Here is a 25,362-nt window from a genome sequence, read left to right as displayed (position 1 = left end):
GTCCTTTTAAAATAAGGAAGCGCTTATGAAGTCACAATATATCAAGATCATTCTCGCCCTTTCCGTCATTGCAGTGATTTTCATTGCGAGGCTATCTTATTTACAACTATTTACGGATCGATATGCTTTGAACGCTGCGAATACTTCCATAAAAATAGAATATATCATTCCGCCGCGTGGCATCATCTTCGACCGAAACGGAAAAATATTGGTTGGCAATCAGCCTTCGTTCGAAATCTCCTACACGGCCGCACTATTAAGACCCGACTTCGACACCATCGGATTTTGCAGATTATTAGGAATAACGAAGTCCGATTTCATTGCTACAATTAAGGATATCGAAAAAGAGAAATATTATTCGAAGCTGACGCCGATGACTTTTAGGAAAAATCTAACCCGCGAGGAAATGGCGCGAGTTCAGGAGCTGATCTTCAAATATCCGGCTTTCAGCATTGTTCCGCGACCGCAGAGGCAATATGAAGTCAGCACCTCTGGAAATCTTTTGGGATATACCAATCAGGTCAATGATAATGATATCAAGAAAGACTCTACTTACTATCTGCCGGGCGACTTTATCGGCAAAAGCGGTGTCGAAAAATCCTATGAAAAGGAACTTCGAGGCGAAAAGGGGATGAAGTACATCCAAAAAGATATCCGCCAAAGGAGCATCGGATCGTATAAAAACGGAGCGCTGGATAAGGAAGTGGTTACCGGTAAAGACCTGACTTTGACCATCGATTACGATCTTCAAAGAATGGCAGAGGAAATGCTGGTGAACAAGCACGGGGCAATCGTAGCGCTGGATCCCAACAACGGTGAAATTCTGACATTGGCAACGGGCCCGGACATCGATCCCCATCTTTTTACCGGACCCAATAAATCCCAAAATCTTTACAAACTTGCCAACGATACCATCTATGAAAACAAACCCACCTTCGACAGATCTATCCAAGCGGCTTATCCGCCGGGCTCTACCTTTAAGTTGCTGACGGCGCTCAGCGCTTTGGAAATGGGTGTCATCACAGACAAGACGATATTCCCGTGCGGAAGGGGATTTTATTACCGCGGAAAAAGGATCAGAGGTCACGGCGGCGCAGACCCGCTCATCCCATCGATACAGGTTTCCAGCAATTGCTATTTTACGTACGCCTACTTGGCCATTATCAAAAAATATCCGGGAAATCCGTCGAGAGGCGTCGATGAGTGGAAAAAAATCATCAACAGTTTTGGTGTGGGAGAATATCTCAATAATGATTTGGCGGTAGGCGCCAAAGGCAGAATCCCATCCGGAGAGTTCTACGAAAAAAGAATGAAAGCTATTTACGAAGCAAGCGGCTCCAAACGGACAGATTATAAAAACTGGGACGAGATGCCGACCGGTGCGTTGTACAACGGGATGGGGCAGGGCGATGTGCTTCTCACACCTTTGCAGATGGCAAACTTCGTGGCGGCTATTGCGAATAAAGGCTGGTATTACACACCACATATTGTGAAGAGCATCGACGGCAAGCCCAATCCGGATCCCAGATTCAAGAAAAAACATTTCACGCTGGTGCAAAATCCGCATTATTACAACGTGGTGCTCGAAGGCATGGAAGCCGTAATGCTGCGGGGAACAGGGAGAAGCCTGAGATCCAAAGATTTTACCCAATTGGCAAAAACAGGAACGGCGCAGGTGCCTCAAGGAAAAGATAATTCTATTTTTGTTTTGATTGCTCCTAAGGACAAGCCAAAAATAGTAGTCGTGGCCGTAATGGAGCATGCCGGTTTTGGCGCTACTTGGGCCGGACCGGCTTGTACCGTCGTCGCAGAGAAGTACATCACCGGAGAAGTGAAAAGAGAAAATCTCTATAAAAAAATGATCAATGCCAGCTTCATGCCCGAATATCGCCGCCAATACATCGCAGAAATGAAACGAAAAGGCTGGTACAAAGAGCCTCCAAAAGATACCGCAAAACTGAAACGAATCAAAGATAGCGTGCAGGCCATCGAAAATAGAAAATTGAAGAAAGACAGTGCCAAAGTAAAACCTCTAAAAAATAATGCAAAATGAAATGGGCAGAAGGAATCGATAAGTTGGGTATGGGGCTTTACCTCGCGCTTTGCGTCTTCGCTATTATTAATATCAACAGTGTAGACGCCAAATTGGGCGGCAAGCAGTTGATGTTTTTTGCCATCTCACTCGTGGTGGGTGTTTTCATATTTTTGATGAGAACCAAATTCTTCGAGAATTTGTCGGCTGTTATATATGTGGGCGGCATTTTGCTATTGATCGGTTTATTCCCGTTCGGAACCGAGATCTTGGGTCAGAAGAACTGGTATAAATTCGGGGGATTTACCATGCAACCTGTTGAGTTTGCCAAAATCGGAACGGCTTTGATGCTTGCCAACTACGTTTCGAATCCCGATTTCAACATCAAAAATAACAAGAAATTATACACAGCTTTGGGCATCGTGGCAATTCCCGGCGTTGTGGTTTTGCTGATTCCCGATATTGGTTCATTGTTGGTGTTTTTTGCTTTCCTGATCGCGCTTTACCGAGAAGGACTTTCAGGCTGGATATTTGGGATTATTTTTATTTTAGCCTTTGTTTTTCTCGTTGCTATTGCGGTCAATCCTTTGTATGTCACCATTGCCATTCTTATCCTTGCGGGGATCTATGTTTTTTTTAATTTTTATAAGGTTCAAGGAAATCTGATGCTCATCATCGGGATTGTTTTTACAGTCGGGCTTCTGAGTGGATTATCCTATTCTTCCAATTACGTTCTTTCCAAAATGCCAAAGCATCAGCGCGAGCGAATTGAAGTTTTGTACAAAGGCGAAAAGGCCTTCCGCGACACCTCCGGCTATAATTTGCTGTACTCAAAAACGGCAATTGGCTCCGGCGGATTGACGGGTAAAGGCTACAAGCAAGGTTCCGTGACGCAAGGCAAATTTGTGCCAGAGCAGGAGACGGATTATATATTCTGCACGGTTGGGGAAGAATGGGGTTTTGTGGGTAGCACCATTTTGATTCTTTGTTACTCGGTTTTTATTGGCAGGATTTATTATCTGGCCGAGAAGCAGAAATCTACATTCAATCGTGTTTTTGGATATTGCTTTGCCTCGATTCTGCTGATCCATTTTGCCATTAATCTTGGAATGGTTTTGGGTCTTTTCCCGACGGTTGGGATTCCGCTGCCGTTTTTCAGTTATGGTGGAAGTTCGCTTTTGGCATTTTCGATCATGACTTTTATTTTCTTCAAACTCAATTATGCAGACAGAAACAGCCTCGTCTGAGTGAAGCTGTTTTTTGAATATCATATCATAAAAGAAATTTTTTCAGATTATTTTCAATCTGCGGTTTGCTTGGGAGAAAGGTGTCAATTCTTTACCAAAACCAAATAGTCCCATGGTTTCAGGGTCAAACTGGTGTTTTGAGAATCAATTTGATAGATTTTCCCCGTGAACAGTTCTTTATATTCACCCTTATAATATTTGGTGTCCAAATTTGTTGGAAGATTTTTATCGGAAAAATTATAGATGGCCAACACGGCGTCTTTGTTCATCTCACGATAGAGAGAGATCACCTCGCTAATATGATCGTTGGTCACGCGAATCATCTCTCCGCCCCAATGTCCGTTCCAAAGGGCTTGATTTTTATGTTTCAGATCAAATAATTTCTGATACATTCCGTAGTATTTGCTTTCTTTCCAGACGATGGGGTCTTTATCAAAAAACTTAAGACTATAATCCAAACCGGCTTCCTGACCATTATAAACAAGCGGCATCCCGTTGACAACCGAGGCAAAAACCATAGCGGTCTCCAGACCTTTTCCGAAATTCTTCTGCGGCGTTCCGTTCCAGGAATTCATATCGTGATTGTCCACAAAGGTCATTCGGTAGGCGTCTTTTGGAAAAGTATTCACGTCGTGCGCCAAATATTCTACAAGACCGGCAATTCCTTTATTTCCCGTAGTAGCATCTTTCATTTTGTCAAATAAGCTCCACGAGTAGCTCATATCAAATGCGTGCTTCATCAGATCGCGGGATTCCCATTCGCAAAGCATAAAAACAGGTTTCAGCGCATCCAATTGCTGGCGGGCATCATCCCAATAGTCGGTCGGGATAAAACCGGCAGCATCGGCACGATAACCGTCGATGTTGGTTTCCTTGACCCAATATTTCAGAGATTCTGTCATATATTGCCGCAGATCGGGATTGTCATAATCGAAATCTATGACATCGTCCCAATCGTACCACGGCGTTGGTTGGAAGTTGCCCTCCCGGGTTTTCGTGTACCAATCCGGATGCTGTTTGGCGAGCGGATTGTCCCAGGCGGAGTGATTTCCCACCCAGTCGATGATCACATACATTCCCATCGAATGGATTTTATCTACCAGATTTTTAAAATCTGCCAAGGTTCCAAATTCCGGATTCACGGCTCTGAAATCCTTCACCGAATAGTAGCTGCCCAGACTTCCTTTTCTGTTTTGCTCGCCAATAGGATGGATGGGCATTAGCCAGATAATATCGATGCCCAGCTTCTTGATCCGTGGTAGATCGTTTTCGAAAGCTTTGAAGGTGCCTTCTTTGCTGTATTGCCGGATGTTGACTTCGTAGATGGTGGCGTTCTTGCTCCATTCGGGGTGTTTCAGTTCTACGTAAGGCTTTGGCTGATAGCGCGGATCTTTGTTCTGAGAGAATGCCAATAACGGCATCATCAGAAATAATAGAACATATTTGACAAAATTCATAAGGTGGATATATTTTTCTAAAATTAAAAATAGTTTTTGATTTATTTTTAATTTTAAGGGATAAATATGAGCAGGAAAAAACCTTGTAGAGGAATTGAATTTCGAGAATCGAAAAAGCCCTCTCAAATTTCAAAATTCTGAAAGGGCTGTTTGGAAAGAGCCGGTATTATTCTACGAATACATTTGCTCCTGCAGTTCTTTAATCTTTTTATCAGATAGATATTCGTCGTAGGTCATATCTCTGTCGATGATGCCTTTGGGTGTCAGTTCTATGATTCTGTTACAAACAGTTCCAAGCAATTCGTGGTCGTGAGAAGACAGAAGGATATTGCCTTTGAAGTTGTTCAATGAGTTGTTCAAAGTTGTGATGCTTTCCAAATCTAAGTGATTGGTAGGCTCGTCCAGCAGCAGAACATTCGCTTTCTGAAGCATCATTCGGCTGAACATGCATCTCATCTTTTCTCCTCCGGAAAGGACTTTGCAAGATTTCAGCGCTTCGTCTCCGGAGAAAAGCATTCTTCCCAAGAAACCTCTCATAAATTCCTCGTGGCGCTCCTCATCATTTTTTGTAAACTGACGCAACCAGTCTACCAAGTTGATGTCGTCCTGAAAAAAACCGGTATTGTCCAAAGGCATATAGGATTGGTTTGTGGTGACGCCCCAAGCAAAGGTGCCTTTGTCGGCAGGCGCATTGCCGGCCAGGATTTCAAAAAATTCTGTGATGGCAAGAGAGTTTCGGGATAGCACTGCCACTTTGTCGCCTTTTTTGAGGTTGAGATCGATGTTGGAAAACAGTAATTCGCCGTCTTTGGTTTTTTCAAGACCTTTTACATCCAATATTTGATCGCCCACTTCTCTTTCTGTTTCAAAAATAATCGCCGGATATCTTCTGGAAGATGGTTTGATATCATCGATGTTCAACTTGTCGATCATTTTTTTGCGCGCAGTTGCTTGCTTTGCTTTGGCGACGTTGGAGCTGAATCTTGCGATGAAATCCTGCAATTCTTTTTTCTTGTCTTCGGCTTTTTTGTTGGCTTGTGCTCTTTGTCTGGTTGCCAGCTGCGAAGCCTGATACCAGAAAGTATAGTTGCCGGTATAAAGGTTGAGCTTGCCGTAATCCAAATCACAGATGTGCGTACAAACGGTGTCTAGAAAGTGGCGGTCGTGCGACACGACGATGACTGTATTCTCGTAATCTGCCAAGAAATCTTCCAACCAAGCGATGGTTGCGATATCCAAATCGTTGGTGGGCTCATCTAATATCAGCACATCCGGATTTCCGAATAAAGCCTGGGCAAGAAGAACTCTTACTTTGTCTTTATTCTCCAATTCGCCCATCAATTGATAATGCATATCCTCGGAGATGCCGACATTCGAGAGTAAGGTTTGAGCGTCTGCTTCTGCGTTCCATCCGCCCATTTCTTCGTAGATCACGCCGAGTTCTCCGGCTTTGATGCCGTCTTCGTCGGAGAAGTCTTCTTTGGCATAGAGGGCGTCCATTTCTTCTTTGATATCGAAAAGTGCTTTGTTGCCTCTAAGGATGGTTTCCAGAACGGTAAAATTGTCGTAAGCGAAGTGATCCTGCTCCAGAACAGACATTCTTTTGCCGCTTTCCAGCGAGACGCTTCCGGATGTAGGATCCTGTTTTCCGCTTAATATTTTTAGAAAGGTTGATTTTCCGGCGCCGTTGGCCCCGATGATGCCGTAGCAGTTTCCTTTGGTAAATTTTATATTGACTTCATCAAAAAGCACCCGTTTTCCGAACTGTAATGACAAGTTAGATACTGTTAACATATAGTTTTGTAAATTTGCGCAAAATTACGAAAATAAGTTGGGATGATAAATGGCACCTTCTTATAATAATTTAACAGAATGAAAATCGAAAAAACCGTAAATATCTTTAACAAAAGAGCCCGCTTCGAATACGAAATACTGGAAGAATATGAAGCCGGAATAGTTTTGACAGGCACAGAAATAAAATCTCTGCGTTCTTCCAAAGCATCCATCGCGGAAAGCTTTTGTCAGTTTATAGACGGGGAATTGTACATCATTAATATGATGATAGACGAATATAAATTGGGAACTTTTTACAATCACAAAATAAAAAGGGAACGGAAGTTGCTAATGCATAAATACGAATTGCAAAAACTTAAAAAAAAGTTAAACGATGTTGGCAATACGATAATCCCGCTAAAGCTTTATATAAATGATAGGGGGAAAGCAAAGCTTCTCATATCCTTGGCAAAGGGCAAAAAACTGTTTGACAAACGAGAAGCTATCAAAGACCGGGAGAATAAAGTAAATATCCAGAGGATATTAAAGAAAAGTTAAAAAAACTTTGTTTATAAAGAAAAATTATATTTATTTTGCATTATCAATTATTTAATCATTTAATTCTATGAAAAATCTAAAATTAGGAATTACAGCTTTGGCACTTACTGTTGCCTCTTCTGTTTTTGCGCAGACTACTACCAATCCTTGGGTTATAGGCGTAGGTGCTCATGGAGTGAATCACGTTGCTCAAAGAAACAATTTCAGCAATACGTTCTCATTCAACAATTTTGAAGAAAACTTATTCGGGGTATCGAAGTATTTAATTACACCGCCACTTTCTAAGTTGACGGTTGCAAGAAGCCTTGGAAAAGGTTTAGTGCTAGATTGGCAAACTACCGTAGGTAACGTGGACAACAAGAGATTCGGAATGGACAAAGAGTTCTTCTTGATGACCGGTCTTGGTATTCAGGTCAAAGCCGCAGGTCTTTTATGGGACGAAGAGTCTTGGTTCGATCCTTATTTGAGAGTTGGTGCCAACTACTTGAGACACGATTATACAAACCTTACTTTTCCACAAACAGATACTAAGTCCGGAGAAGTATACAATGTTTATGATGGTGATGATAACACCACAGGAAAAGCAGACCATTTTACCGTAAGTACAGGCGCAGGTATCAATTTCTGGGTGACTAAAAACTTTGGTTTGGGTATTCAAGGAGATTACGTGACAACTCCTGTAGATCAGTCCAATGTTGCTAACTTTTGGCAAGCTTCTGCATCCTTATTATTTAGATTCGGAAATACAGATAGAGATAAAGACGGCATCCCAGACAAAGAAGATGCTTGTCCGGATACACCGGGATTACCGGAATTCCAAGGATGTCCTGATACCGACGGCGATGGCGTTCCAGATAAAGACGATCAATGTCCAGATGTAGCAGGACCTAAAGAAAATAACGGTTGTCCTTGGCCAGATACAGACGGAGACGGTGTGTTAGACAAAGATGATGCTTGTGTTGACGTTGCTGGTCCAGCAGAAAACAAAGGTTGTCCTTGGCCAGATACAGACGGCGATGGTGTATTAGACAAAGATGATGCTTGCCCTACAGTCCCTGGTCTTGCAGAATACCAAGGTTGTCCAAAACCGGCTGAAGCATATGCCCTTGAAGCTACGGGTGCTCTTACCAACATATTGTTTGATTTTAACAAAGCGACGCTAAGACCTGAGTCTGCAGGTGCGATTGCACAAGCTGCAAGCATCCTTAAAGGATCTACAGATGGACAATTCTTAGTAACTGGTCATACAGACGCAAAAGGTTCCGCAGAATATAACTTGAAACTTTCTAGACAAAGAGCAGCCGCTGTAGTTGCAGCCCTAGAAGCTCAAGGCGTAGATCCTAATAAGTTGAAATCAACCGGAGTAGGAGAACGAGATGCCAAAGTACCTGAAACTGCATCTGATGCGGAAAGACAAGCCGACAGAAAAGTTGTAGTTGAAGCTGTAAACCGCGCTGCTTGGGAATCTCTTCAAAAATCAGATCTTCCGGTAGTTGAGAAAAAAGTAGTGAAAAAGAGAACACCTACTAGAAGAAGAAGATAATTAGTAATTTAATTTCTAAATATTAATAGAATCCGCCTCATGATCTGAGGCGGATTTTTTTTGATTAATTAATGCTAAGTACCCAAATACTTTTTGCATTGACAGAAAGAAATAGATTTTGGAGGATCGGCAGAAAAAAATCCATCCCGAAAATTCAGAATGGATTGAGATTTATTTCGCAACGCAAGCGTAAATGCAAATCACGCCATTAATCGTTCAACTTCAAAACTGCCATAAATGCAGACTGTGGAACCTCCACTCTGCCGATTTGTTTCATCTTTTTCTTTCCTTCTTTCTGTTTTTCCAAAAGTTTGCGCTTTCTGGAAATATCCCCACCATAACATTTTGCGGTAACGTCTTTTCTTAGCGCTTTCACATTTTCTCGGGCAATTACCTTTGCACCAAGCGCTGCCTGAATAGCAATATCAAACTGTTGGCGAGGAATCAATTCTCTCAGTTTTTCGCACATTTTTTTCCCGATATAATACGCATTGCTATCGTGAATTAACGAAGAAAGAGCATCCACCATATCACCATTAATCAAAATGTCCATTTTTACCAACTTTGACGGTCGGAAACCAATAGGATGATAATCAAAAGACGCATAGCCTTTGGAAATCGATTTTAATCGGTCATAAAAATCGAAAACCACTTCGGCCAAAGGCATATTGAATGCCAATTCTACGCGGTCTGCGGTAAGGTAGGACTGATTGACAATTTCGCCGCGTTTTTCTATGCAAAGCGTCATCACCGAACCTACAAAATCAGATTTGGTGATGATGGTCGCTTTGATATAAGGTTCTTCCACGCGATCCAAAATGCTTGGATCCGGCAATTCCGACGGATTATTGATGAGAATCGGTTTATTTGGTTCTTTTTTGGTGTAGCCAATGTAAGAAACGTTCGGAACAGTGGTAATGACGTTCATATTGAATTCTCTTTCCAGACGCTCCTGTACGATTTCCATGTGCAGCATTCCCAAGAAACCACAACGGAAACCAAAACCCAGCGCCGCAGAACTTTCGGGCTCGAAGACGAGAGAAGCATCATTCAATCTCAATTTTTCCAAAGACAATCTCAATTCTTCGAAATCTTCGGATTCTATAGGATAAATTCCTGCGAAAACCATCGGTTTTACATCCTCAAAACCATCTATCGCCTCGGTTGCCGGATTTGCCATCGAGGTAATGGTGTCTCCTACTTTCACTTCTCTGGCGTCTTTAATTCCGGAAATGATATAGCCTACATCGCCACAGTGGATGGTAGATTTTGGAACCTGTTTTAACTTCAGCGTTCCTACTTCATCGGCTTCATACACTTTGCCGGTTGCCATAAACTTCACTTTTTCTCCCTTAGAAATCTTGCCGTTCACCACTTTGAAATAAGCTTCAATTCCACGAAATGGATTATAAACAGAGTCAAAAATCAGGGCTTGAAGCGGTGCATTTTCATCTCCTTTCGGAGGCGGAATTCTCTCCACGATTTGCTCCAAAAGATGATAAACGCCTTCGCCCGTCTTTCCGGAAACGCGCAAAACGTCTTCGTATTTGCAACCGATAAGATTCATAATCTCGTCTGTCACTTCTTCCGGATTGGCAGAGGGCAGATCAATTTTATTGAGAATCGGAATGATTTCCAAGTCATTTTCTAAAGCCAAATAAAGGTTGCTAATCGTCTGTGCCTGAATGCTTTGCGCGGCATCCACAATGAGAAGCGCTCCCTCGCAAGCGGCGATAGAACGGGAAACTTCGTAAGAAAAATCCACGTGACCAGGGGTATCGATAAGATTGAGTATATATTTTTCGCCTTTGTATTCATAATCCATTTGGATGGCGTGGGATTTTATGGTAATTCCCCGTTCTTTTTCCAAATCCATATCATCGAGGGTTTGCGCTTGCAATTCTCGGGAAGTTACGGTGTGGGTATATTCCAAAAGGCGATCTGCCAAAGTACTTTTACCGTGATCGATATGTGCAATGATGCAGAAATTTCTTATGTTTTTCATTTAAAATCTTGTAATTTGCAAAATTACACTATTTATTGAGATGTCAGAAGCGACGGATCAGATAATGGAACTTATATATTGTGGAGATCCATAATTCGTCCCGCCTTATTCTTCAGTGGGCAAAAAGAAAACGTTAATCTTTCATAAAAAAAAAGTTTTGAAAAAAAAAGTTTTAATTTTGCAGATTAATTACAATCAAAGGTCAGATTTATTCTGACGGGAATTATGAAGGAATATATTAGTTTAATAGTGTTGTCTGTAATTTTGCTGTCTTGCAAAACAGAAATGGACCAGGCGATGAAGAGTGCCGATAAAGATTTTATATTAAAAGTTGCAAACGACAAATTTGCGAAGAAAAAATGGACCGATGCCTTGGCGCTGTATGACCGCCTACCCAATTTGGTGGCTGGCACCGATGATGCGCCCAATGTGGTTTTCAATTCAGCTTATGCCAATTATTATGACAAAAATTACAGATTGGCAGCCAACCAATTCAAGAACTTTGTCATCAGTTTCCCGCAAGATCCACGCAAAGAAGAAGCGGCTTATCTGGCGGCACTGTGCTATTATGAAGGCTCTTTGCAGTATAATCTGGATCAGAGCAATACAGAATCTGCCATTACGGAATTGCAAAATTTTTTGAACGAATTTCCTGATTCTGAGCGTGCCAAAAATATCAATCAGCTGGTGGATGAGCTCACTTACAAATTGGAGTTCAAAGCCTTCGAAAATGCGAAACAATACTACAAAATGGGCGAATATAAAGCGGCTATTGTGGCTTTCGAAAACGTCTTGGAGGATTTTCCCGCTACCAAGCTGCGGCCGAAGATCTACGATTATGTTATGAAATCCAAATATGAATTGGCCGTCAACTCTGTTTATGACCTGAAAAAAGAACGACTAAACGCTGCGGCATCTTATGCCAAAAGAGTAGCGAACGAACTGCCAAATTCCGAATATTCTAAAACGGCAGACGATCTTTCCGTAAAATTGGAAGCCGAGAAAGTCAAATTTGCCCAATTAGAGACGGAAGTCGAGAAAAGAAAAGCAGAATATGAAGAAAAAGTAAAAAACGCAGATACCAAAGAAACTGAGAAAAAAGAGTTGGCACAGGAAACCCATCAAATTAAAATGCAAAAGTCCGCCGAAATTGCGAGAAGAGACAGCGCAAAGATTAATGCGCCGGAACCTCAAGCGACTTTCAGGTTTAAAAGATAATTTGTATATTTGCAATCCTAAATAATCCGTCTAATGAGCATTAAAGATACAAAAGCAGAAATAAGCACCATCACTTACGACAGAGATAAAATCGAAGAAAAAGCCGCCAGCATCTACGAAGCGATCGTCATTATGGGTAAAAGAGCGGAACAAATCAATGCCGAACTTCGCGCAGAACTGCATAGCAAATTAGACGAATTCGCTGTTCACAACTCTACGCTGGAAGAAGTTTTTGAAAACAGAGAGCAGATAGAAATCTCCAAGCATTACGAAAAATTGCCCAAGCCAACCTCCATTGCAATCCGAGAATGGCTGGACGATGAGATCTATTACAGAAAGACCGACGAGCAAAATTAATCCTCCGATTCGAAAATATTAAAACCGTCTTGCTAAAGCGTTACTTTGCAAGACGGTTTTTTTGTTACCAAAATTATTAATACTTTCGTTAATAAAAATCACCTCAAAAATGAGCTTGCAAGGCAAAAAAATAATCCTTGGAATTACCGGCGGAATCGCTGCTTACAAAATGAACTTTCTCGTTCGCGATCTTCTAAAATCGGGTGCAGAAGTAAAAATTGTAATGACGAAATCTGCAACAGATTTTGTATCGGCGCTTACGCTTTCTACGCTTTCAAAGAATAAAGTCTATACCAATTTTTATGACGAAAACAAAACGTGGAACAACCACGTGGAACTGGCTCTGTGGGCAGATCTGATGCTGATTGCGCCTTGCACGGCCAACACCTTAGCCAAAATTTCATCAGGAATCTGCGACAATTTTCTAATGGCCGTTTATATGTCGGCAAAATGCCCCGTCGTGATCGCACCGGCTATGGATCTCGATATGTATGCCCACCCCACTGTAATCCGCAATTTACAAACTGCTGAAAGTTTCGGACACCAAATCATCCCGGCAGAATTTGGAGAACTGGCCAGCGGACTTGTCGGACAAGGCAGATTGGCAGAACCGTCCACAATTCTCTCCGTTTTAGAAAAGCAATTTTCCGATGCGGAAAGCTTTTCCGGAAAGAAATTCTTAATCACCGCCGGACCAACTTATGAAAACATAGATCCTGTGCGGTTTATCGGCAATCATTCTTCCGGAAAAATGGGTTTTGATTTGGCTAAAGAAGCCGCCAGACGAGGCGCAGAAGTCATTTTGATTTCAGGGCCGTCGGCTGAAAAAATCGCTGCTAAAAATATTACACTTCTCCACGTGACCTCGGCACAAGAAATGTTTGACGAGGTTTTCCAATATTATGAAATTGTGGATGTTGCGATAATGAGCGCCGCAGTGGCAGATTATGCACCGAAAGTAAAGGCAACGGAGAAAATTAAGAAAAATGAAAGCGAACTCACCATCGAATTAATCAAAAATAAAGATATCCTCGGAACAATGGGCGAAAAAAAGTCCAAACAGTTTCTCGTGGGCTTCGCGCTGGAAACTCAAAATGAAGAGCAAAATGCAAAGGAAAAATTGATTAGGAAAAATCTTGATATGATCGTCCTAAACTCGCTTCGGGACGAAGGTGCGGGATTTGCAAACACAACCAATAAAATCAAAATCTTCACGCCGGCAGAAGAGCGATCCTTTTCTTTAAAATCAAAAGAAGCGGTGGCAAAAGACATCTTAGACTTTATTGAAGAAAAATTGTAAGAAAAAAGCCGATTTTCCGTTGTAATTGGTGAAATAATATCAAAGAAATTTTGGGCAAGCGCTAACTCATATTGACATAGTTTTCCCTAAATTTACAAACATTTTGAATCCCGAATGAAAAAACTATTCTATATCATTTGTGCTCTGTTCTTCGCCCAAACTGCCTTTTCGCAGGAGCTTTTGGCCAATGTGCAGATCAACTCCCAGCAGATTGCGGGCAGCAATACGCAGGTTTTCCGTACGTTGGAAAAATCCTTGCGCGATTTCATCAATAATACGAGCTGGACAGGTAAGAAACTTCAAAACTTCGAAAAAATAAAATGCAACTTTGCAATGGTCATTTCCGAACGCCCATCCAGTAATAGTTTCAAAGGAAGTTTGGTGGTGCAGGCCACTCGCCCTGTTTTCAATACCCAATACGAATCGCCTTTGATCAATATCAACGACACCAATTTTGCTTTTGAATACAACGAAAACGAAAATCTGGTCTTCAACGAAAGACAGTTTTCCGGCAAAAACCTCATCGACGTCATCAGCTTCTACGTCTATCTGATCTTGGGCTACGATGGCGACAGTTTCCAGCTAAAAGGCGGACAGCCGTGGTTTGACAAAGCCCTGAAAGTGGCACAAAATTCTCAGAATCAAAACTACGAAGGTTGGAACCAAATCGAGAGCCAGAGAAATCGGGGCGCGCTGATCTCCGGATTGCAAAACGAAAACAGTTCTACACTGCGGACGGTCTATTACAGCTACCATCGCGCCGGCCTCGATAATTTGGCCAAAGCAGATCCGTCGACGGCAAAAAAAACCATTGCAGAATCGCTATTGCAGCTGAGGTTTTATGAAAACAATTTTCAGATGAACTATCCCTTCAATATTTTTCTGGAAACCAAAAGCACCGAGATCTTCAATATTTTCAATTATGGAAACAATGCCTCGGTCAACATCAGCGAACTCAGAACTTTGATGAGTACCTTTGCGCCCAAAGACATCGACAGCAAATGGAATAAGTGGAAATAGATAAAAAGCAGATGACATATAATAATTAGATCGCAAAAATTACTTGATTTTTCTTAACTTTCTTTCAAGTTTTAGTTACAAAATAATGAGATTAAAAGAGACAATAAGTGTTAATGAATTTGATGGCAATAACTATCAAATTAGACTTGTTGAAGGCATTGAAGACAAAGCCGTTTTGACACATTATCTCCACAATTACAATAATGGCATCAAAAAGCATTACGAAAAAGATGCACTTTCTACTTTAAGAAATTTCTTAGAATATAAAAAAGCTGAAACTGAACTGTCAATTGTTGCAGAAGATGCTTTGCAACAACTTTTATTTGAAGTTGAAAACGTTCCTTTTCCAACTCCTGAAAGGTATTTTTTTAAATTTATTGACCTTTTTGCAGGAATTGGCGGTTTTAGATTAGCATTACAAAATGTTGGTGGCAAATGTGTTTATACCAGCGAATGGAATAATGAAGCCCAAAAAACATACAGAGAAAATTTTGGAGAAGTTCCATTTGGCGACATAACAAAAGAGCGAAACAAAAATTATATTCCTGAAAAATTTGATGTTTTATGTGCGGGCTTCCCTTGCCAAGCATTTTCTATTGCTGGTTATCGGAAAGGATTTGCAGACACAAGAGGAACTTTGTTTTTTGACATTGAGCAAATTGTAGAAAAACACAGACCCAAGGTTGTTTTTTTAGAAAATGTAAAAAATCTCGTTTCGCACGACAACGGCAATACATTTAAAACAATCATAGAAACACTTGAACAAAAATTGGGATATAAAACATTTGCAAAAGTTCTTAATACAGCAACTTACGCAAATATTCCACAAAATCGTGAACGAATTTTTATCGTTGCTTTTGATCCAAAACAAGTGAAAAATTATGCGAAATTTGAGTTTCCTAAACCAATCAAATTAACAAAAACAATTCACGATTTTGTGGATAAAGAAAAACAAGATGATATTTTTTATTACAAAAAAGACCATCAATATTATCCTGAATTAGTAAAAACAATGATTTCAAAAGATACAGTTTATCAATGGAGAAGAGTTTATGCAAGAGAAAACAAAAGCAATCTTTGTCCAACATTAACCGCAAATATGGGTTCTGGTGGTCATAATGTTCCATTGATAAAAGATGATTTTGGAATCAGAAAGCTTACACCAAAAGAATGTTTTGCTTTTCAAGGTTATCCAATTGAAAAATATATTATTCCAAAACTTGCAAATAGTAAACTTTATATGCAAGCAGGAAATTCTGTAACTACAACATTAGTTGAAAGAATTGCAAATCAAATAATTAAAATTTTATAATTATGGAAAATACTCAATTACTAAATTTGGATTTCAATTTAATAGATGAAAATCTTCCAAAAAATATTTATGGATTACAAATTTTAGATGTTGATAAAAATAAGACATTCGATTTAGTAATTAAGCACGATGGATTTTGCCCATATAATTATTCTGAAAAGAGACTAATCACGGTTCAATGACTATTTGTCGAATCTAGAATATATGGTTATTAATGATTTTTTCAAATCAAATAAATTAACCCCCCCCCAAAAAAACTTATTATTCTATAATTGAAATAATGACTGATAGTAATGAAAATTTATTTCATTTATCAAAAAGTGTTGATTAATGATGAAATCGTTTGCAGAAATTGACATAGAAAAAAACGGAAACTATTTGAAACTGCTTTCAGCAGTTTCAAAACTTTCGGGTTTGTTCAGTGAAAGTGCAATTCCTTTCATTAATTATCGTGTTGCAGAAAATATTTTCTGTAGAAGTTTTGATGCAGGAAATCTTTCTCGTTCTGACACGGCTTTTGATGCAAATTATAATTCAATTGGTATTGGTTTGAAAACCTTTACTTGTAGCACAAACAACAGCACAGAGAAAGTTGCTGAATTTAATTCACTTTCAAGAGTTCTAAAAGATTTTAAAGGCAAAGAACTCGCATTTAAGTTGGGTGAATTCAGAAATGACAGAATAAATTTAGCAAACAGATTATACAATATTGAAAGTTCACTTTATCACATTGTCGCGAGGAAAGAGAAGGAACTTTTGCTGTACGAAACTGATTATAATACAATTGACATTGCAAATATTCATTCTGTAAAAGATAATAAAGCAAGTTTACAATTTGAGGATGGAAATAATTTATATTCTTTCAATTATTCAAAAAGTACACTTTTTAGAAAGTTTATTATTCCAAAAAATGCGTTTCGTTTACCAATTGATATAATTGCCGACCCATATTCTTTGCTACTCGAATTATTCGAGGAAAACAGAGATATAAAAGTAGCAACCGATAAACTTGTAAAAGGCGACAATTATGTGATCTTGCCACTTTATGGTATGCGACAACAAGAGAAATATATTTTTGAACGAAGCGGTTTAAATCAATGGAATGCAAATGGAAGAAAAAGAGTTTTTGGAGAAATTTACATTCCAATTCCTGCGGAATTGCACAGAAAATATCCAAATTTCTTTCCGCCAAGAGACAAAATTTTCAATTTGCAGATTCCAACAGGAGAAATTTTTTCTGCAAAGGTTTGTCAAGAAAATTCAAAAGCATTGATGACAAACCCAAACAAAGCTTTGTCTGATTGGCTTTTGCGTAAAGTTTTACAACTCAAAGAAGGAGAATTGGCGACAATGGAAAAATTAGACAAATTAGGTTTTGATAGTGTTATAATTATGAAAGACAAAAATGGAGATTTTAAAATTGACATTATGAAAACGAACGCCTATGAAGAGTTTAACAATGCAGCGGTGTAATCCTTGCCCATATTTAACCAACTTATTATCGAAGAATGCTTTCAAGAATTTTCATTCAGAATTTTGCGCTGATCGACAGGCTTGAGATCGATCTCGGGCAAGGCCTGCAGGTCATCACGGGCGAAACCGGCGCAGGAAAGTCTATCATTCTTGGCGCACTGCGTTTGATAATGGGCGAAAGAGCCGATGCCAAATCCTTTGCAAAATCCGACGTCAAAAGCATCGTCGAAACGGAATTCCAAATCAGCGACAAGTTCCGAGAGTTCTTTGAAGAAAAAGATCTGGACTTCGAAGAAAAAACCATTATCCGCAGAGAAATCTCTCCCGGAGGGAAATCCCGAGCCTTCATCAATGATGTTCCCGTAACGCTGGATGTTCTCAAAGAATTGTCGTCCCAATTGATTGATATTCATTCGCAGTTCGAAACATCGGATCTTTTTACGGAGCATTTTCAATTTGGCATTCTCGACGGATTAGCAAAAAATAAATCGTTGTTGGCAGATTATCAGGCTTCCTATGCACAATACGATAAAACAAAAAAGGAAATTGAACGCCTAAAATACGCGCTTGCCGAGAGCAACAAAGAATCGGATTACAAAAACTTTCTCCTATCAGAATTAGAAGAAATGCAGTTGGATGATTTGGATTTTGACGAGATTCAGAACCAACTGCAGACGCAGGAAAATGCAGATCAGATTGCCGACAATCTCTCGGAAGTGCTTATCAAACTGACTCAGGAAGATTTTGGAATCCTAAGCAATCTTTCTGAGGTCAAAAACAAAATCTCTAAGCTGTCGGATCTTTCTTCGGATTATCAAGAACTGGCTCAAAGGTTGGAGGCGACTTATCTGGAGCTGAAGGACATCTATATCGATATTGAAAATAAAGCCGAAAATCTTGAAATAGATCCCAATTTTTTGCAACAATTATTAACCGTCGTCAACAAGTTGAATGCGCTTTTTCTGAAACATCAGGTAAGCAGTGTCGAAGGTCTTTTGGAAATACGAGAGGAACTGTCGGCTGGGCAAAACTCTCTGGAACTCATTGAAAATCAAATTATAGAGAAGGAGAAAAACCTTCAATTAATTGAGAAAAATCTTGGTGATCTCGCTCAAAAATTATCAGAAAATCGAAAAAAGTTCTCCGGTGATTTGGAAAAAAAAGCCAAAGCCATTTTTTCGAATTTGGGTCTCGAAAAAGCCATTTTGAAAATCGATTTAGCCGCTTCTCCGGCTTATAATCTTTACGGAAAAAACAGCATTCGAATATTATTTCAAGCCAATCCGGGTTTCGCTTTGAAGCCAATCCAAAACGCCGTGTCCGGCGGCGAGCGCTCGCGGGTGATGCTGGCCATCAAAAAAATAATGGCAGAAAACAATGAACTTCCGACCTTGATCTTAGACGAAATAGACACCGGAGTTTCCGGAAGAATCGCCGAAGAAACGGGAAAACTGATGCAGGAAATGTCTCAGAATCTTCAACTGATCGTCATCACGCATCTCGCGCAAGTGGCCGCCAAAGGCAAGCAGAACTACAAAGTGGTGAAATTTGACGACAATACCGTCACGAAAACGACCATCGTAAAGCTGTCTGAAGCAGAAAAACTGCAGGAAATTGCACAGTTGATTTCCGGATCCAAGATTACGGAAGCTGCGATTTCTCAGGCGAAAGAGTTGATAGGATAAGCGGTCGGGGCTACCAGTTTGAGCAAGTCCGTCACTTCAATTTCATTGGAACTTGAAAAAAAATCAATTTTGGTTCAATGACAGCAGTGGCTCGATATATTGGCGGTCGTTGCTCAGGCGAGGAACTTTATTTTGCCCGCCGAGTTTGCCACGGCTTGCCATCCATTCGTAAAAAAGATTGGGTTTTGCGCGATGCACGATGGGGCTTTTCAGGGTGATGTCGTTGTACCTTTTGGCTTCGTAGTCGGAGTTGAGGGTTTTCAAAGAGCGGTCAAAAACTTTGGCAAATTCTTCCAGACTTGCAGGCTCTTTGGTGAATTCGAAGATCCACTCGTGGCAGCCTGTTGACTGGTTGGTCATAAAAACCGGAGCGCCCGTGTAATCGGAAATCTCTGCATCCAATTGTTCACAAGCGATTTTCAAAGCAGATTCGACATTGTCTATCATTAGTTCTTCGCCAAAGGCATTGATGTAATGTTTCGTTCTGCCGGATATTTTGATGCGATAAGGATTGACCGATGTAAACTTGACGGTATCGCCGATCAGGTATCGCCAAAGTCCGCCGTTGGTGCTGACGACGAGGGCATAATCTTTATTGATTTCTACGTCCTGAATTGGAATAGCATCGCGGCTACCTTCAAAATATTGATCCATCGGAATGAATTCGTAAAAGACGCCGTAATCCAACATCAAAAGCATTTCATCACTTCCTAATTGATCTTGGATGGCAAAAAAACCTTCGGAAGCGTTGTAGATTTCGTAATAGTGGATATCCTTTCCGATGATTTCTTTGTACTGATTTTTATAGGGTTTGAAACTGATGCCGCCGTGGAAAAATACCTCCAGATTGGGCCATAATTCCGAAATCGAAGCCTTCCCGGTTTCCTGCAAAGTCCTTTGCAGCAGAACCATCATCCAGCTCGGCACGCCGGTGAGACTGCCGACGTCTTCGTTTTTGGCTTCTCGGATAATGGCTTTCATTTTGCTTTCCCATTCTGTCATCAGAGACGTTTTTTTGCAAGGCGTATTGATGATCTCGACCCAAAATGGGAGATTCTCGATCAATATGGCAGACAGATCTCCGAACTTGGTATTGAAGTCTTTATACATCTCGGCACTTCCGCCCAAGCGGAGATTTTTGTGCTGAAAGAGTTCACTTTCCGGATGATTATTTACGTACATCGAGATCAAATCCTTGCCGGCTTTGTAATGGCAATCTTCCAAACTCTCGGCTGTGATGGGAATATATTTGCTCTTAGCATTGGTGGTTCCCGAGGATTTGGCAAATTGCTTGATGACGCCCGGCCAAAACACATCTTTTTGTCCCTGTCTTGCTCTTTCGATGTAGGGTTCAAAATCTTCGTAAGATACCACGGGAACTTTTTTCCGAAAGTCTCTGTAATTGGAAATGGAGCTGAAGCCGTACTTCATACCATACTCCGTCTCCTCTGCATTGAAGAGTTGGGAAAACAATAGTCCTTCCTGCGTTTCTACGGGATATTTTATAAAATGCTCAATTTGATCGATCCTTTGACGGATAAACCAATTGACGACAGAGTTGAAAAGTGCTTTGGTTGCCATTCTTACAAATATAAGAATTTTTGGAATGGAAATAAAAAAAGACATTTCTGCTCGAAATGCCTTTGTTACAAATGTTTTTATGCTATTATTTCTTGATGATCTTCTTGTTCACGATTCCGGATTTCGTTTCTATCGCGATGGTATAAATTCCTTTTTCAAGATCAGAAACATCGAATTTATTGTCCACGGACGCCGGAATGTTTTTCACGGCTTTTCCGGACAGGTCATAAATCTTGACTGCAACCACATTATTTGTATTATTGATTTTGAAATAATCTACAACTGGATTTGGATACAGTGTCACATCTTTCTTATTGATATCATCCACAGCCAAAAGTGTTGTCGTAATATTGATGTCGTCGATACTAAGCAGATTCCCGTTCGTGTAATCATTGACCCAGGCTAAGTAAACCGTTTTACCGGCATAAGAGGATAAATCGATCTGGAAAGGTGTTTGATCTGCAATGGGAGCGTTCACTGCATGGTCTACAGCCAGGATGTCCGTAAAGGATGTTTTAGCTGTATTCGTGGTAGAGATTTTCAGTTTGAAACCATCATCGTAAGGGCTGGTATCGTGAGATCTGGCAAAGAATTCCAGTGTTGCAGAATTGTTTGCGGGGATTGTGATTGCAGGGGAAACAAGCCAGCGATCTGCCGGTGCCACGGTAGTAAACCAAGATGGCGAACTGGCGACTGTATTACCACTTTCTCCGCTCCACGAGACTATTTCCCAGGCATTCGTAAATAGTGTTGCGTAACTCCCGTAAGGCGTGTTGGAGTCGTTGTACAAAGTCCATCCCGCGGTTTGCAAATCCGTAATGTCTTCAAAATTCTCCGTAAAGATAGAAGACTGTGCATTCCCCATAGCTGAGGCTAATAAGGCAGCGAATAAAAGTTTTTTCATAAAAATTGATTTAATGTTAATTACAAATATAAAAAAAACCGCCTATTTTAAAAATAGACGGTTCAATTTTTCTGAAATTAGATATAAATTTATTCTGCAGCGTCGGAGGTTTCTTCTGCTACTGTTTCATCCTCGTCATCGCCGGCTGCCGTATTTTTACCGGCATTTCTAGACATCTTAACTGCAGCAATTACTGCATTATCCGGATGCATAAATGTATATTTGTCATTTTTTAGACTTTCAAGAAATAGTTTGTTTCCAATCTTGAGCGGTGTAATATCCACAACGATTTCATCCGGCAAGTTCGCAGGGATTGCTTTTAGTTTTAGTTTTCTAAAGTTTTGTCTAAGAACACCACCGGCCACAACGCCTTTGGAACGACCGGTCACTCGTACGGGAACTTCCATGATAACCGGTTTGTCTTCGCTCAACTGATAGAAATCCGCGTGGAGGATCTTGTCTGTAATCGGGTGGAACTGGATGTCCTGAAGAACTGCAGGGATCGTTTGTCCGTCAACTTCAATAGATACCGTGTGTGCTTCAGGAGTGTATACCAAGCCTTTGAAAGATTTTTCTTCAGCAGAAAAATTCAATGGTTCTGTACCTCCGTAAACAACACAAGGAACTAATTCAGCATCGCGTAAAGCTTTGGTAGACTTTTTGCCCACGCTTTCTCTTTTTGTACCTTGAATTGTAATAGATTTCATTTTGATTAAAATTATAAGGCTGCAAAGATATCAATTTTTTTTTAAATTATAAACTTGCCACTTATGGATTTGTTTTGATGAACCATTTTCATCACATCTGCAAACAGAGATGCGCAAGAGAGTACTCTTATTTTCGTAGAGAGACCTTCTTTAAGAGGGATAGAATCCGTGACGATGACTTCCAGCAATTTTGAGTTTTCTATATTGGCATAGGCATTTCCGGATAGGACGCCGTGCGTGGCCATAGCTCTTACAGATTTTGCGCCTTTTTCCAGCAGGATATCTGCCGCTTTGCAAAGTGTGCCGGCAGTGTCGATCATATCATCGATGAGGATGACGTTTTTATCGGTCACATCGCCAATCAGAAACATTTCTTCTATCACGTTTGCCTTTTTTCTTTCTTTGTACGCAATCACGACGTCTGCGCCCAGATGCCCTGCATAATTCTTTGCCCTTTTGGCTCCGCCCATATCCGGAGAAGCGATGGTAAGGTTATCCAGCTGAAGCGATTTGATGTAGTCTACAAAAATGCTGGATGCGTACAGGTGATCTACGGGGATTTCAAAGAAGCCTTGGATTTGATCGGCATGAAGATCCATAGTCATAATTCTTGTAGCTCCTGAGGCCATCAAAAGATTGGCGACCAGCTTTGCACCGATAGGCGCCCGAGGTTTGTCTTTCCTATCTTGCCTCGCCAAACCGTAGTAGGGGATTACCACTGTGATGTTCTTGGCAGATGCTCTTTTCGCAGCATCGATCATGAGCAACAATTCCAGTAGATTATCTGCAGGGGGAAATGTAGATCCAATAAGGAAAACTCTTGAACCTCGTACCGATTGTTCCAAAACGGGCTCAAACTCGCCGTCGCTGAAGTGTTGAAAATTAATTTTTCCCAGCGGTTGACCATAGCTGTGAGCGATTTTTTCGGCCAACTTGTGGCTTGTTCTGGTGGAAAACAGATAACTGGGTTGGTGGTCTGACATTTTTTACTTTTTGCAAATTTAAAAAATAATAAATTCGATTGCTTCCATCGAGAAACAAAAAAACCAAAATATTTCTATTTTGGTTTTTGATTTTAGCAGTATTCCTCGTACGCTGCCTGAAGATTCGCCGCAATGGCACCCGCAGGATTTCCTTCAATGTGGTGTCTTTCCAACATATGCACCAACTCTCCATCCTTGAAGAGCGCGACACAAGGCGAGCTCGGAGGGAACGGCGCTAGCAGCCTTCTTGCTTCGGCCACCGCTTCGGTATCAAATCCCGCAAATGTGGTTACCAAATGATCGGGTTTCTTCTCTCCCGTCAAAGAATATAAAACCCCCGGTCTTGCTGCTCCCGCCGCACATCCGCAAACCGAATTAATAACAAGCAGTGTGGTTCCTTCCTGCTTAAGTGCTTCGTCTACCTGTTCCGGATTTGTAAGATCCTGAAACCCTTTATCTGTAAGTTCTGCCTTCATTGGCAATACTAAATCCTCTGGATACATATCAATATATTTTTAAAGTTAAATTGTTGAACTGCAAATTTAATCAATTGTAATCGATTCCCCGACTAATCATTCTATTAATATAATATCCAAAATCTATTGCCTCGGGATTTCGTCTTTTTTAAAAAAATTTGGCGTTAGAAAATCCAAAGGAATGCTGGCTCCTATTCTGATCTGATCGTAAGGAAAATACCGGATTCCATTTTGATATTGCAAAAATGCGGTGAAACTTTTGTGATAATAATTAAATCTCGATGCGAAGACCACCGGCTTGTCGCCATAATCCGGAACCCTTCTCAGCCATCCGGAATAGCCGGAATAGGTGTTTTCCCAACCGATTTTGTCATTGCGGAGGATGAGTTTTGCACCATACATAATCGCGTCGTCCTGCACATTGAGTCCCGGAGTTTGCACGTCCCAAGAGAAGAATCCGAAATTGCCAATCAGTCTTATTTCTTTCAAAAAAGGACTATGAAGATGGAGCGATTTTCCAATCTCGGTATCGAAATAATATCCTGCGGTATTGAAGAAGCGTCTGTCTTTGAAGCCGGTGCCGGAAGCTGTTTTCAGGGTCGCATTCAGAATGATTGCCGGCCGGTATTTTCTTTCTGAGGCGAGAGAAATCCTGGTCTGGACATAAAAATCACCACTCGCCGTTCCCGATTTTTCCCCTTGCATATTTCTTTTCTGAAACACTTCATCACTCACCTTATAGTTCTCGAAGGGTACCATCCATACTTTTACCGACACTTTGCTCGCAATGAGTGGTGCTTCTATTTTTAGGTTGATACTCTGAGTATTGTCGCCGTGTCCAAAATAGACATCGCCCAAGACTGTCAATGTGGTTTTTTGAGGAATGGTGGCATCGGTAAAGTCAGGAACCGGATTGGCATTGGGACCAAACCAATTGGTTGTATGGTGAACCAGAGGAATGGGGCTTTGTGCAGAATTTAAGATTATCGAGAAAAATGTAATGAGAAAAATAAAATGCTTGGTCATTCTGCCGCTAAAATAAATCGCCATCAAATCTATAGAAAAATAAGTCTTTCAAAAACAAAAAGCCCAAAATATCTTGATTTTGGGCCTCAATCAAATCGATATGCATATTTTGTATATCCTTAATCCAAATTAATGACCATCTATCAATGATAGGTATAAAAAATCTACGATCATTTATCGACGGTCACTTACAATTTATCCGAGAAGCTTTTTGGCCATTTCGGAAATGCTTTTTCCGTCGGATTTTCCGGCCAATGCTTTGGATGCAATGCCCATTACTTTTCCCAAATCTTTAATACTTTCTGCGCCGGTTTCAGAAATGATTTTCTTGATTTCAGATTCCAGTTCCTGTTCCGAAAGTTGTTGCGGGAGAAATTTCTCGATCACTTTGGATTGGGCTTCTTCCACAGCGGCAAGATCGGTTCTTCCTTGCGCGGTAAATTGTTCGTACGAATCCTTCCTTTGCTTGATCATTCTTTGCAAAATGGCAATTTCCTGCTCGGGCGTAACTTCTGCGCCGGCAGCTTCGGTTTTCAATAGTAATATCTGCGCTTTCACGGCTCGGAGAGAATCCAGCGCTACTTTGTCTTTCGCTTTCATGGCGGTTTTTATCGCCTCGTTTATGGTGATTTCTAAACTCATTGTTTTTTAAATTTTGGTTAACGCTTCTTGTGCGATGGCTGATGGTTCTTTATTTTATTAAAT

The 25,362-nt window shown here is 40.7% G+C and carries 22 protein-coding genes; 12 read left to right on the top strand and 10 right to left on the bottom strand.

Going from position 1 to position 25,362, the window contains the following annotated elements; genetic code table 11:
* The first annotated feature begins 25 nt into the window (after positions 1-25).
* Together DTW91_RS01165 and rodA are read left to right on the top strand one after the other, a co-directional pair.
* Entirely contained in the window at positions 26-2,053 is a 2,028-nt protein-coding gene (locus tag DTW91_RS01165) for a peptidoglycan D,D-transpeptidase FtsI family protein (protein ID WP_125201585.1), read from the top strand.
* A complete protein-coding gene (rodA, locus tag DTW91_RS01160; RefSeq protein ID WP_125201584.1) occupies positions 2,050-3,279 on the top strand; it encodes a rod shape-determining protein RodA in 1,230 nt (409 codons plus the stop codon). Before DTW91_RS01165 ends, rodA begins: the two co-directional genes overlap by 4 nt.
* Before the next feature lie 83 nt (positions 3,280-3,362).
* Here rodA and DTW91_RS01155 read toward each other — a convergent pair whose 3' ends face one another.
* Positions 3,363-4,736, bottom strand: coding sequence for an alpha-amylase family glycosyl hydrolase (locus tag DTW91_RS01155; RefSeq protein WP_228412605.1), 1,374 nt, complete (start codon positions 4,734-4,736; stop codon positions 3,363-3,365).
* Positions 4,737-4,907: 171 nt separating this feature from the next.
* Positions 4,908-6,530 (bottom strand): ABC-F family ATP-binding cassette domain-containing protein, encoded by a 1,623-nt coding sequence (locus tag DTW91_RS01150; protein WP_125201583.1) that lies wholly within the window; start codon positions 6,528-6,530, stop codon positions 4,908-4,910.
* A gap of 78 nt (positions 6,531-6,608) precedes the next feature.
* Here DTW91_RS01150 and smpB point away from each other — a divergent pair, with 78 nt between their 5' ends.
* Together smpB and DTW91_RS01140 are read left to right on the top strand one after the other, a co-directional pair.
* Positions 6,609-7,067, top strand: a complete 459-nt coding sequence (gene smpB, locus DTW91_RS01145; protein ID WP_125201582.1) for an SsrA-binding protein SmpB — start codon at positions 6,609-6,611, stop codon at positions 7,065-7,067.
* Between the two features lie 67 nt (positions 7,068-7,134).
* Positions 7,135-8,610, top strand: a complete 1,476-nt coding sequence (locus DTW91_RS01140; RefSeq protein WP_125201581.1) for an OmpA family protein — start codon at positions 7,135-7,137, stop codon at positions 8,608-8,610.
* A 208-nt stretch (positions 8,611-8,818) separates the two neighbouring features.
* On the opposite strand, the gene lepA is transcribed toward DTW91_RS01140, so the two are convergent.
* Entirely contained in the window at positions 8,819-10,615 is a 1,797-nt protein-coding gene (gene lepA / locus DTW91_RS01135; protein WP_125201580.1) for a translation elongation factor 4, read from the bottom strand.
* A gap of 225 nt (positions 10,616-10,840) precedes the next feature.
* Here lepA and DTW91_RS01130 point away from each other — a divergent pair, with 225 nt between their 5' ends.
* The 8 genes from DTW91_RS01130 to DTW91_RS01095 all read left to right on the top strand — a co-directional run bounded on the left by DTW91_RS01130 (position 10,841) and on the right by DTW91_RS01095 (position 18,980).
* Positions 10,841-11,833: an outer membrane protein assembly factor BamD gene (locus DTW91_RS01130; protein WP_125201579.1), complete on the top strand. Its 993-nt coding sequence runs from the start codon at positions 10,841-10,843 to the stop codon at positions 11,831-11,833.
* A 33-nt stretch (positions 11,834-11,866) separates the two neighbouring features.
* Entirely contained in the window at positions 11,867-12,190 is a 324-nt protein-coding gene (locus DTW91_RS01125) for a DNA-directed RNA polymerase subunit omega (RefSeq protein ID WP_125201578.1), read from the top strand.
* A 109-nt stretch (positions 12,191-12,299) separates the two neighbouring features.
* On the top strand, positions 12,300-13,490 hold the full coding sequence (coaBC, locus tag DTW91_RS01120; protein WP_125201577.1) for a bifunctional phosphopantothenoylcysteine decarboxylase/phosphopantothenate--cysteine ligase CoaBC: 1,191 nt from the start codon (positions 12,300-12,302) through the stop codon (positions 13,488-13,490).
* 114 nt (positions 13,491-13,604) lie between these two features.
* Complete coding sequence (locus DTW91_RS01115) at positions 13,605-14,510, top strand: DUF4835 family protein (RefSeq protein ID WP_125201576.1); 906 nt, start codon at positions 13,605-13,607, stop codon at positions 14,508-14,510.
* 85 nt (positions 14,511-14,595) lie between these two features.
* Positions 14,596-15,822 (top strand): DNA cytosine methyltransferase, encoded by a 1,227-nt coding sequence (locus DTW91_RS01110; protein ID WP_228412604.1) that lies wholly within the window; start codon positions 14,596-14,598, stop codon positions 15,820-15,822.
* A 2-nt stretch (positions 15,823-15,824) separates the two neighbouring features.
* A complete protein-coding gene (locus DTW91_RS01105; RefSeq protein WP_125201575.1) occupies positions 15,825-16,004 on the top strand; it encodes a hypothetical protein in 180 nt (59 codons plus the stop codon).
* A 148-nt stretch (positions 16,005-16,152) separates the two neighbouring features.
* The gene (locus DTW91_RS01100; protein ID WP_228412603.1) at positions 16,153-17,295 is read left to right on the top strand and encodes a restriction endonuclease; all 1,143 of its coding nucleotides are present in this window, start codon (positions 16,153-16,155) and stop codon (positions 17,293-17,295) included.
* A 35-nt stretch (positions 17,296-17,330) separates the two neighbouring features.
* Positions 17,331-18,980, top strand: coding sequence for a DNA repair protein RecN (locus tag DTW91_RS01095; RefSeq protein WP_125201574.1), 1,650 nt, complete (start codon positions 17,331-17,333; stop codon positions 18,978-18,980).
* A gap of 63 nt (positions 18,981-19,043) precedes the next feature.
* Here DTW91_RS01095 and DTW91_RS01090 read toward each other — a convergent pair whose 3' ends face one another.
* The 7 genes from DTW91_RS01090 to DTW91_RS01060 form a co-directional block, all read right to left on the bottom strand.
* Complete coding sequence (locus tag DTW91_RS01090; protein WP_125201573.1) at positions 19,044-20,561, bottom strand: GH3 auxin-responsive promoter family protein; 1,518 nt, start codon at positions 20,559-20,561, stop codon at positions 19,044-19,046.
* A gap of 85 nt (positions 20,562-20,646) precedes the next feature.
* Positions 20,647-21,465, bottom strand: a complete 819-nt coding sequence (locus DTW91_RS01085; protein WP_125201572.1) for a T9SS-dependent choice-of-anchor J family protein — start codon at positions 21,463-21,465, stop codon at positions 20,647-20,649.
* Between the two features lie 89 nt (positions 21,466-21,554).
* The gene (locus DTW91_RS01080; protein WP_125201571.1) at positions 21,555-22,172 is read right to left on the bottom strand and encodes a 50S ribosomal protein L25/general stress protein Ctc; all 618 of its coding nucleotides are present in this window, start codon (positions 22,170-22,172) and stop codon (positions 21,555-21,557) included.
* 41 nt (positions 22,173-22,213) lie between these two features.
* Positions 22,214-23,155 (bottom strand): ribose-phosphate pyrophosphokinase, encoded by a 942-nt coding sequence (locus tag DTW91_RS01075; protein ID WP_125201570.1) that lies wholly within the window; start codon positions 23,153-23,155, stop codon positions 22,214-22,216.
* 92 nt (positions 23,156-23,247) lie between these two features.
* Entirely contained in the window at positions 23,248-23,658 is a 411-nt protein-coding gene (locus DTW91_RS01070) for a BrxA/BrxB family bacilliredoxin (protein WP_125201569.1), read from the bottom strand.
* A 96-nt stretch (positions 23,659-23,754) separates the two neighbouring features.
* Positions 23,755-24,657, bottom strand: a complete 903-nt coding sequence (locus DTW91_RS01065; RefSeq protein WP_125201568.1) for a hypothetical protein — start codon at positions 24,655-24,657, stop codon at positions 23,755-23,757.
* Between the two features lie 195 nt (positions 24,658-24,852).
* Positions 24,853-25,299, bottom strand: a complete 447-nt coding sequence (locus DTW91_RS01060; RefSeq protein WP_125201567.1) for a GatB/YqeY domain-containing protein — start codon at positions 25,297-25,299, stop codon at positions 24,853-24,855.
* Positions 25,300-25,362 lie beyond the last annotated feature (63 nt).

Origin of the sequence: Chryseobacterium sp. SC28 (assembly GCF_003932955.1) — a bacterium.
GTDB lineage: Bacteria > Bacteroidota > Bacteroidia > Flavobacteriales > Weeksellaceae > Epilithonimonas.
Note: the sequence above shows the minus strand (reverse complement) of the source record. Positions and strands in the feature narration are given on the sequence as shown.

Coding starts and splice junctions, on each gene's coding strand:
- DTW91_RS01165 (WP_125201585.1), top strand. CDS start 26: ATGAAGTCACAATATATCAAGATCATTCTCGCCCTTTCCGTCATTGCA.
- rodA (WP_125201584.1), top strand. CDS start 2,050: ATGAAATGGGCAGAAGGAATCGATAAGTTGGGTATGGGGCTTTACCTC.
- DTW91_RS01155 (WP_228412605.1), bottom strand. CDS start 4,736: ATGAATTTTGTCAAATATGTTCTATTATTTCTGATGATGCCGTTATTG.
- DTW91_RS01150 (WP_125201583.1), bottom strand. CDS start 6,530: ATGTTAACAGTATCTAACTTGTCATTACAGTTCGGAAAACGGGTGCTT.
- smpB (WP_125201582.1), top strand. CDS start 6,609: ATGAAAATCGAAAAAACCGTAAATATCTTTAACAAAAGAGCCCGCTTC.
- DTW91_RS01140 (WP_125201581.1), top strand. CDS start 7,135: ATGAAAAATCTAAAATTAGGAATTACAGCTTTGGCACTTACTGTTGCC.
- lepA (WP_125201580.1), bottom strand. CDS start 10,615: ATGAAAAACATAAGAAATTTCTGCATCATTGCACATATCGATCACGGT.
- DTW91_RS01130 (WP_125201579.1), top strand. CDS start 10,841: ATGAAGGAATATATTAGTTTAATAGTGTTGTCTGTAATTTTGCTGTCT.
- DTW91_RS01125 (WP_125201578.1), top strand. CDS start 11,867: ATGAGCATTAAAGATACAAAAGCAGAAATAAGCACCATCACTTACGAC.
- coaBC (WP_125201577.1), top strand. CDS start 12,300: ATGAGCTTGCAAGGCAAAAAAATAATCCTTGGAATTACCGGCGGAATC.
- DTW91_RS01115 (WP_125201576.1), top strand. CDS start 13,605: ATGAAAAAACTATTCTATATCATTTGTGCTCTGTTCTTCGCCCAAACT.
- DTW91_RS01110 (WP_228412604.1), top strand. CDS start 14,596: ATGAGATTAAAAGAGACAATAAGTGTTAATGAATTTGATGGCAATAAC.
- DTW91_RS01105 (WP_125201575.1), top strand. CDS start 15,825: ATGGAAAATACTCAATTACTAAATTTGGATTTCAATTTAATAGATGAA.
- DTW91_RS01100 (WP_228412603.1), top strand. CDS start 16,153: ATGATGAAATCGTTTGCAGAAATTGACATAGAAAAAAACGGAAACTAT.
- DTW91_RS01095 (WP_125201574.1), top strand. CDS start 17,331: ATGCTTTCAAGAATTTTCATTCAGAATTTTGCGCTGATCGACAGGCTT.
- DTW91_RS01090 (WP_125201573.1), bottom strand. CDS start 20,561: ATGGCAACCAAAGCACTTTTCAACTCTGTCGTCAATTGGTTTATCCGT.
- DTW91_RS01085 (WP_125201572.1), bottom strand. CDS start 21,465: ATGAAAAAACTTTTATTCGCTGCCTTATTAGCCTCAGCTATGGGGAAT.
- DTW91_RS01080 (WP_125201571.1), bottom strand. CDS start 22,172: ATGAAATCTATTACAATTCAAGGTACAAAAAGAGAAAGCGTGGGCAAA.
- DTW91_RS01075 (WP_125201570.1), bottom strand. CDS start 23,155: ATGTCAGACCACCAACCCAGTTATCTGTTTTCCACCAGAACAAGCCAC.
- DTW91_RS01070 (WP_125201569.1), bottom strand. CDS start 23,658: ATGTATCCAGAGGATTTAGTATTGCCAATGAAGGCAGAACTTACAGAT.
- DTW91_RS01065 (WP_125201568.1), bottom strand. CDS start 24,657: ATGACCAAGCATTTTATTTTTCTCATTACATTTTTCTCGATAATCTTA.
- DTW91_RS01060 (WP_125201567.1), bottom strand. CDS start 25,299: ATGAGTTTAGAAATCACCATAAACGAGGCGATAAAAACCGCCATGAAA.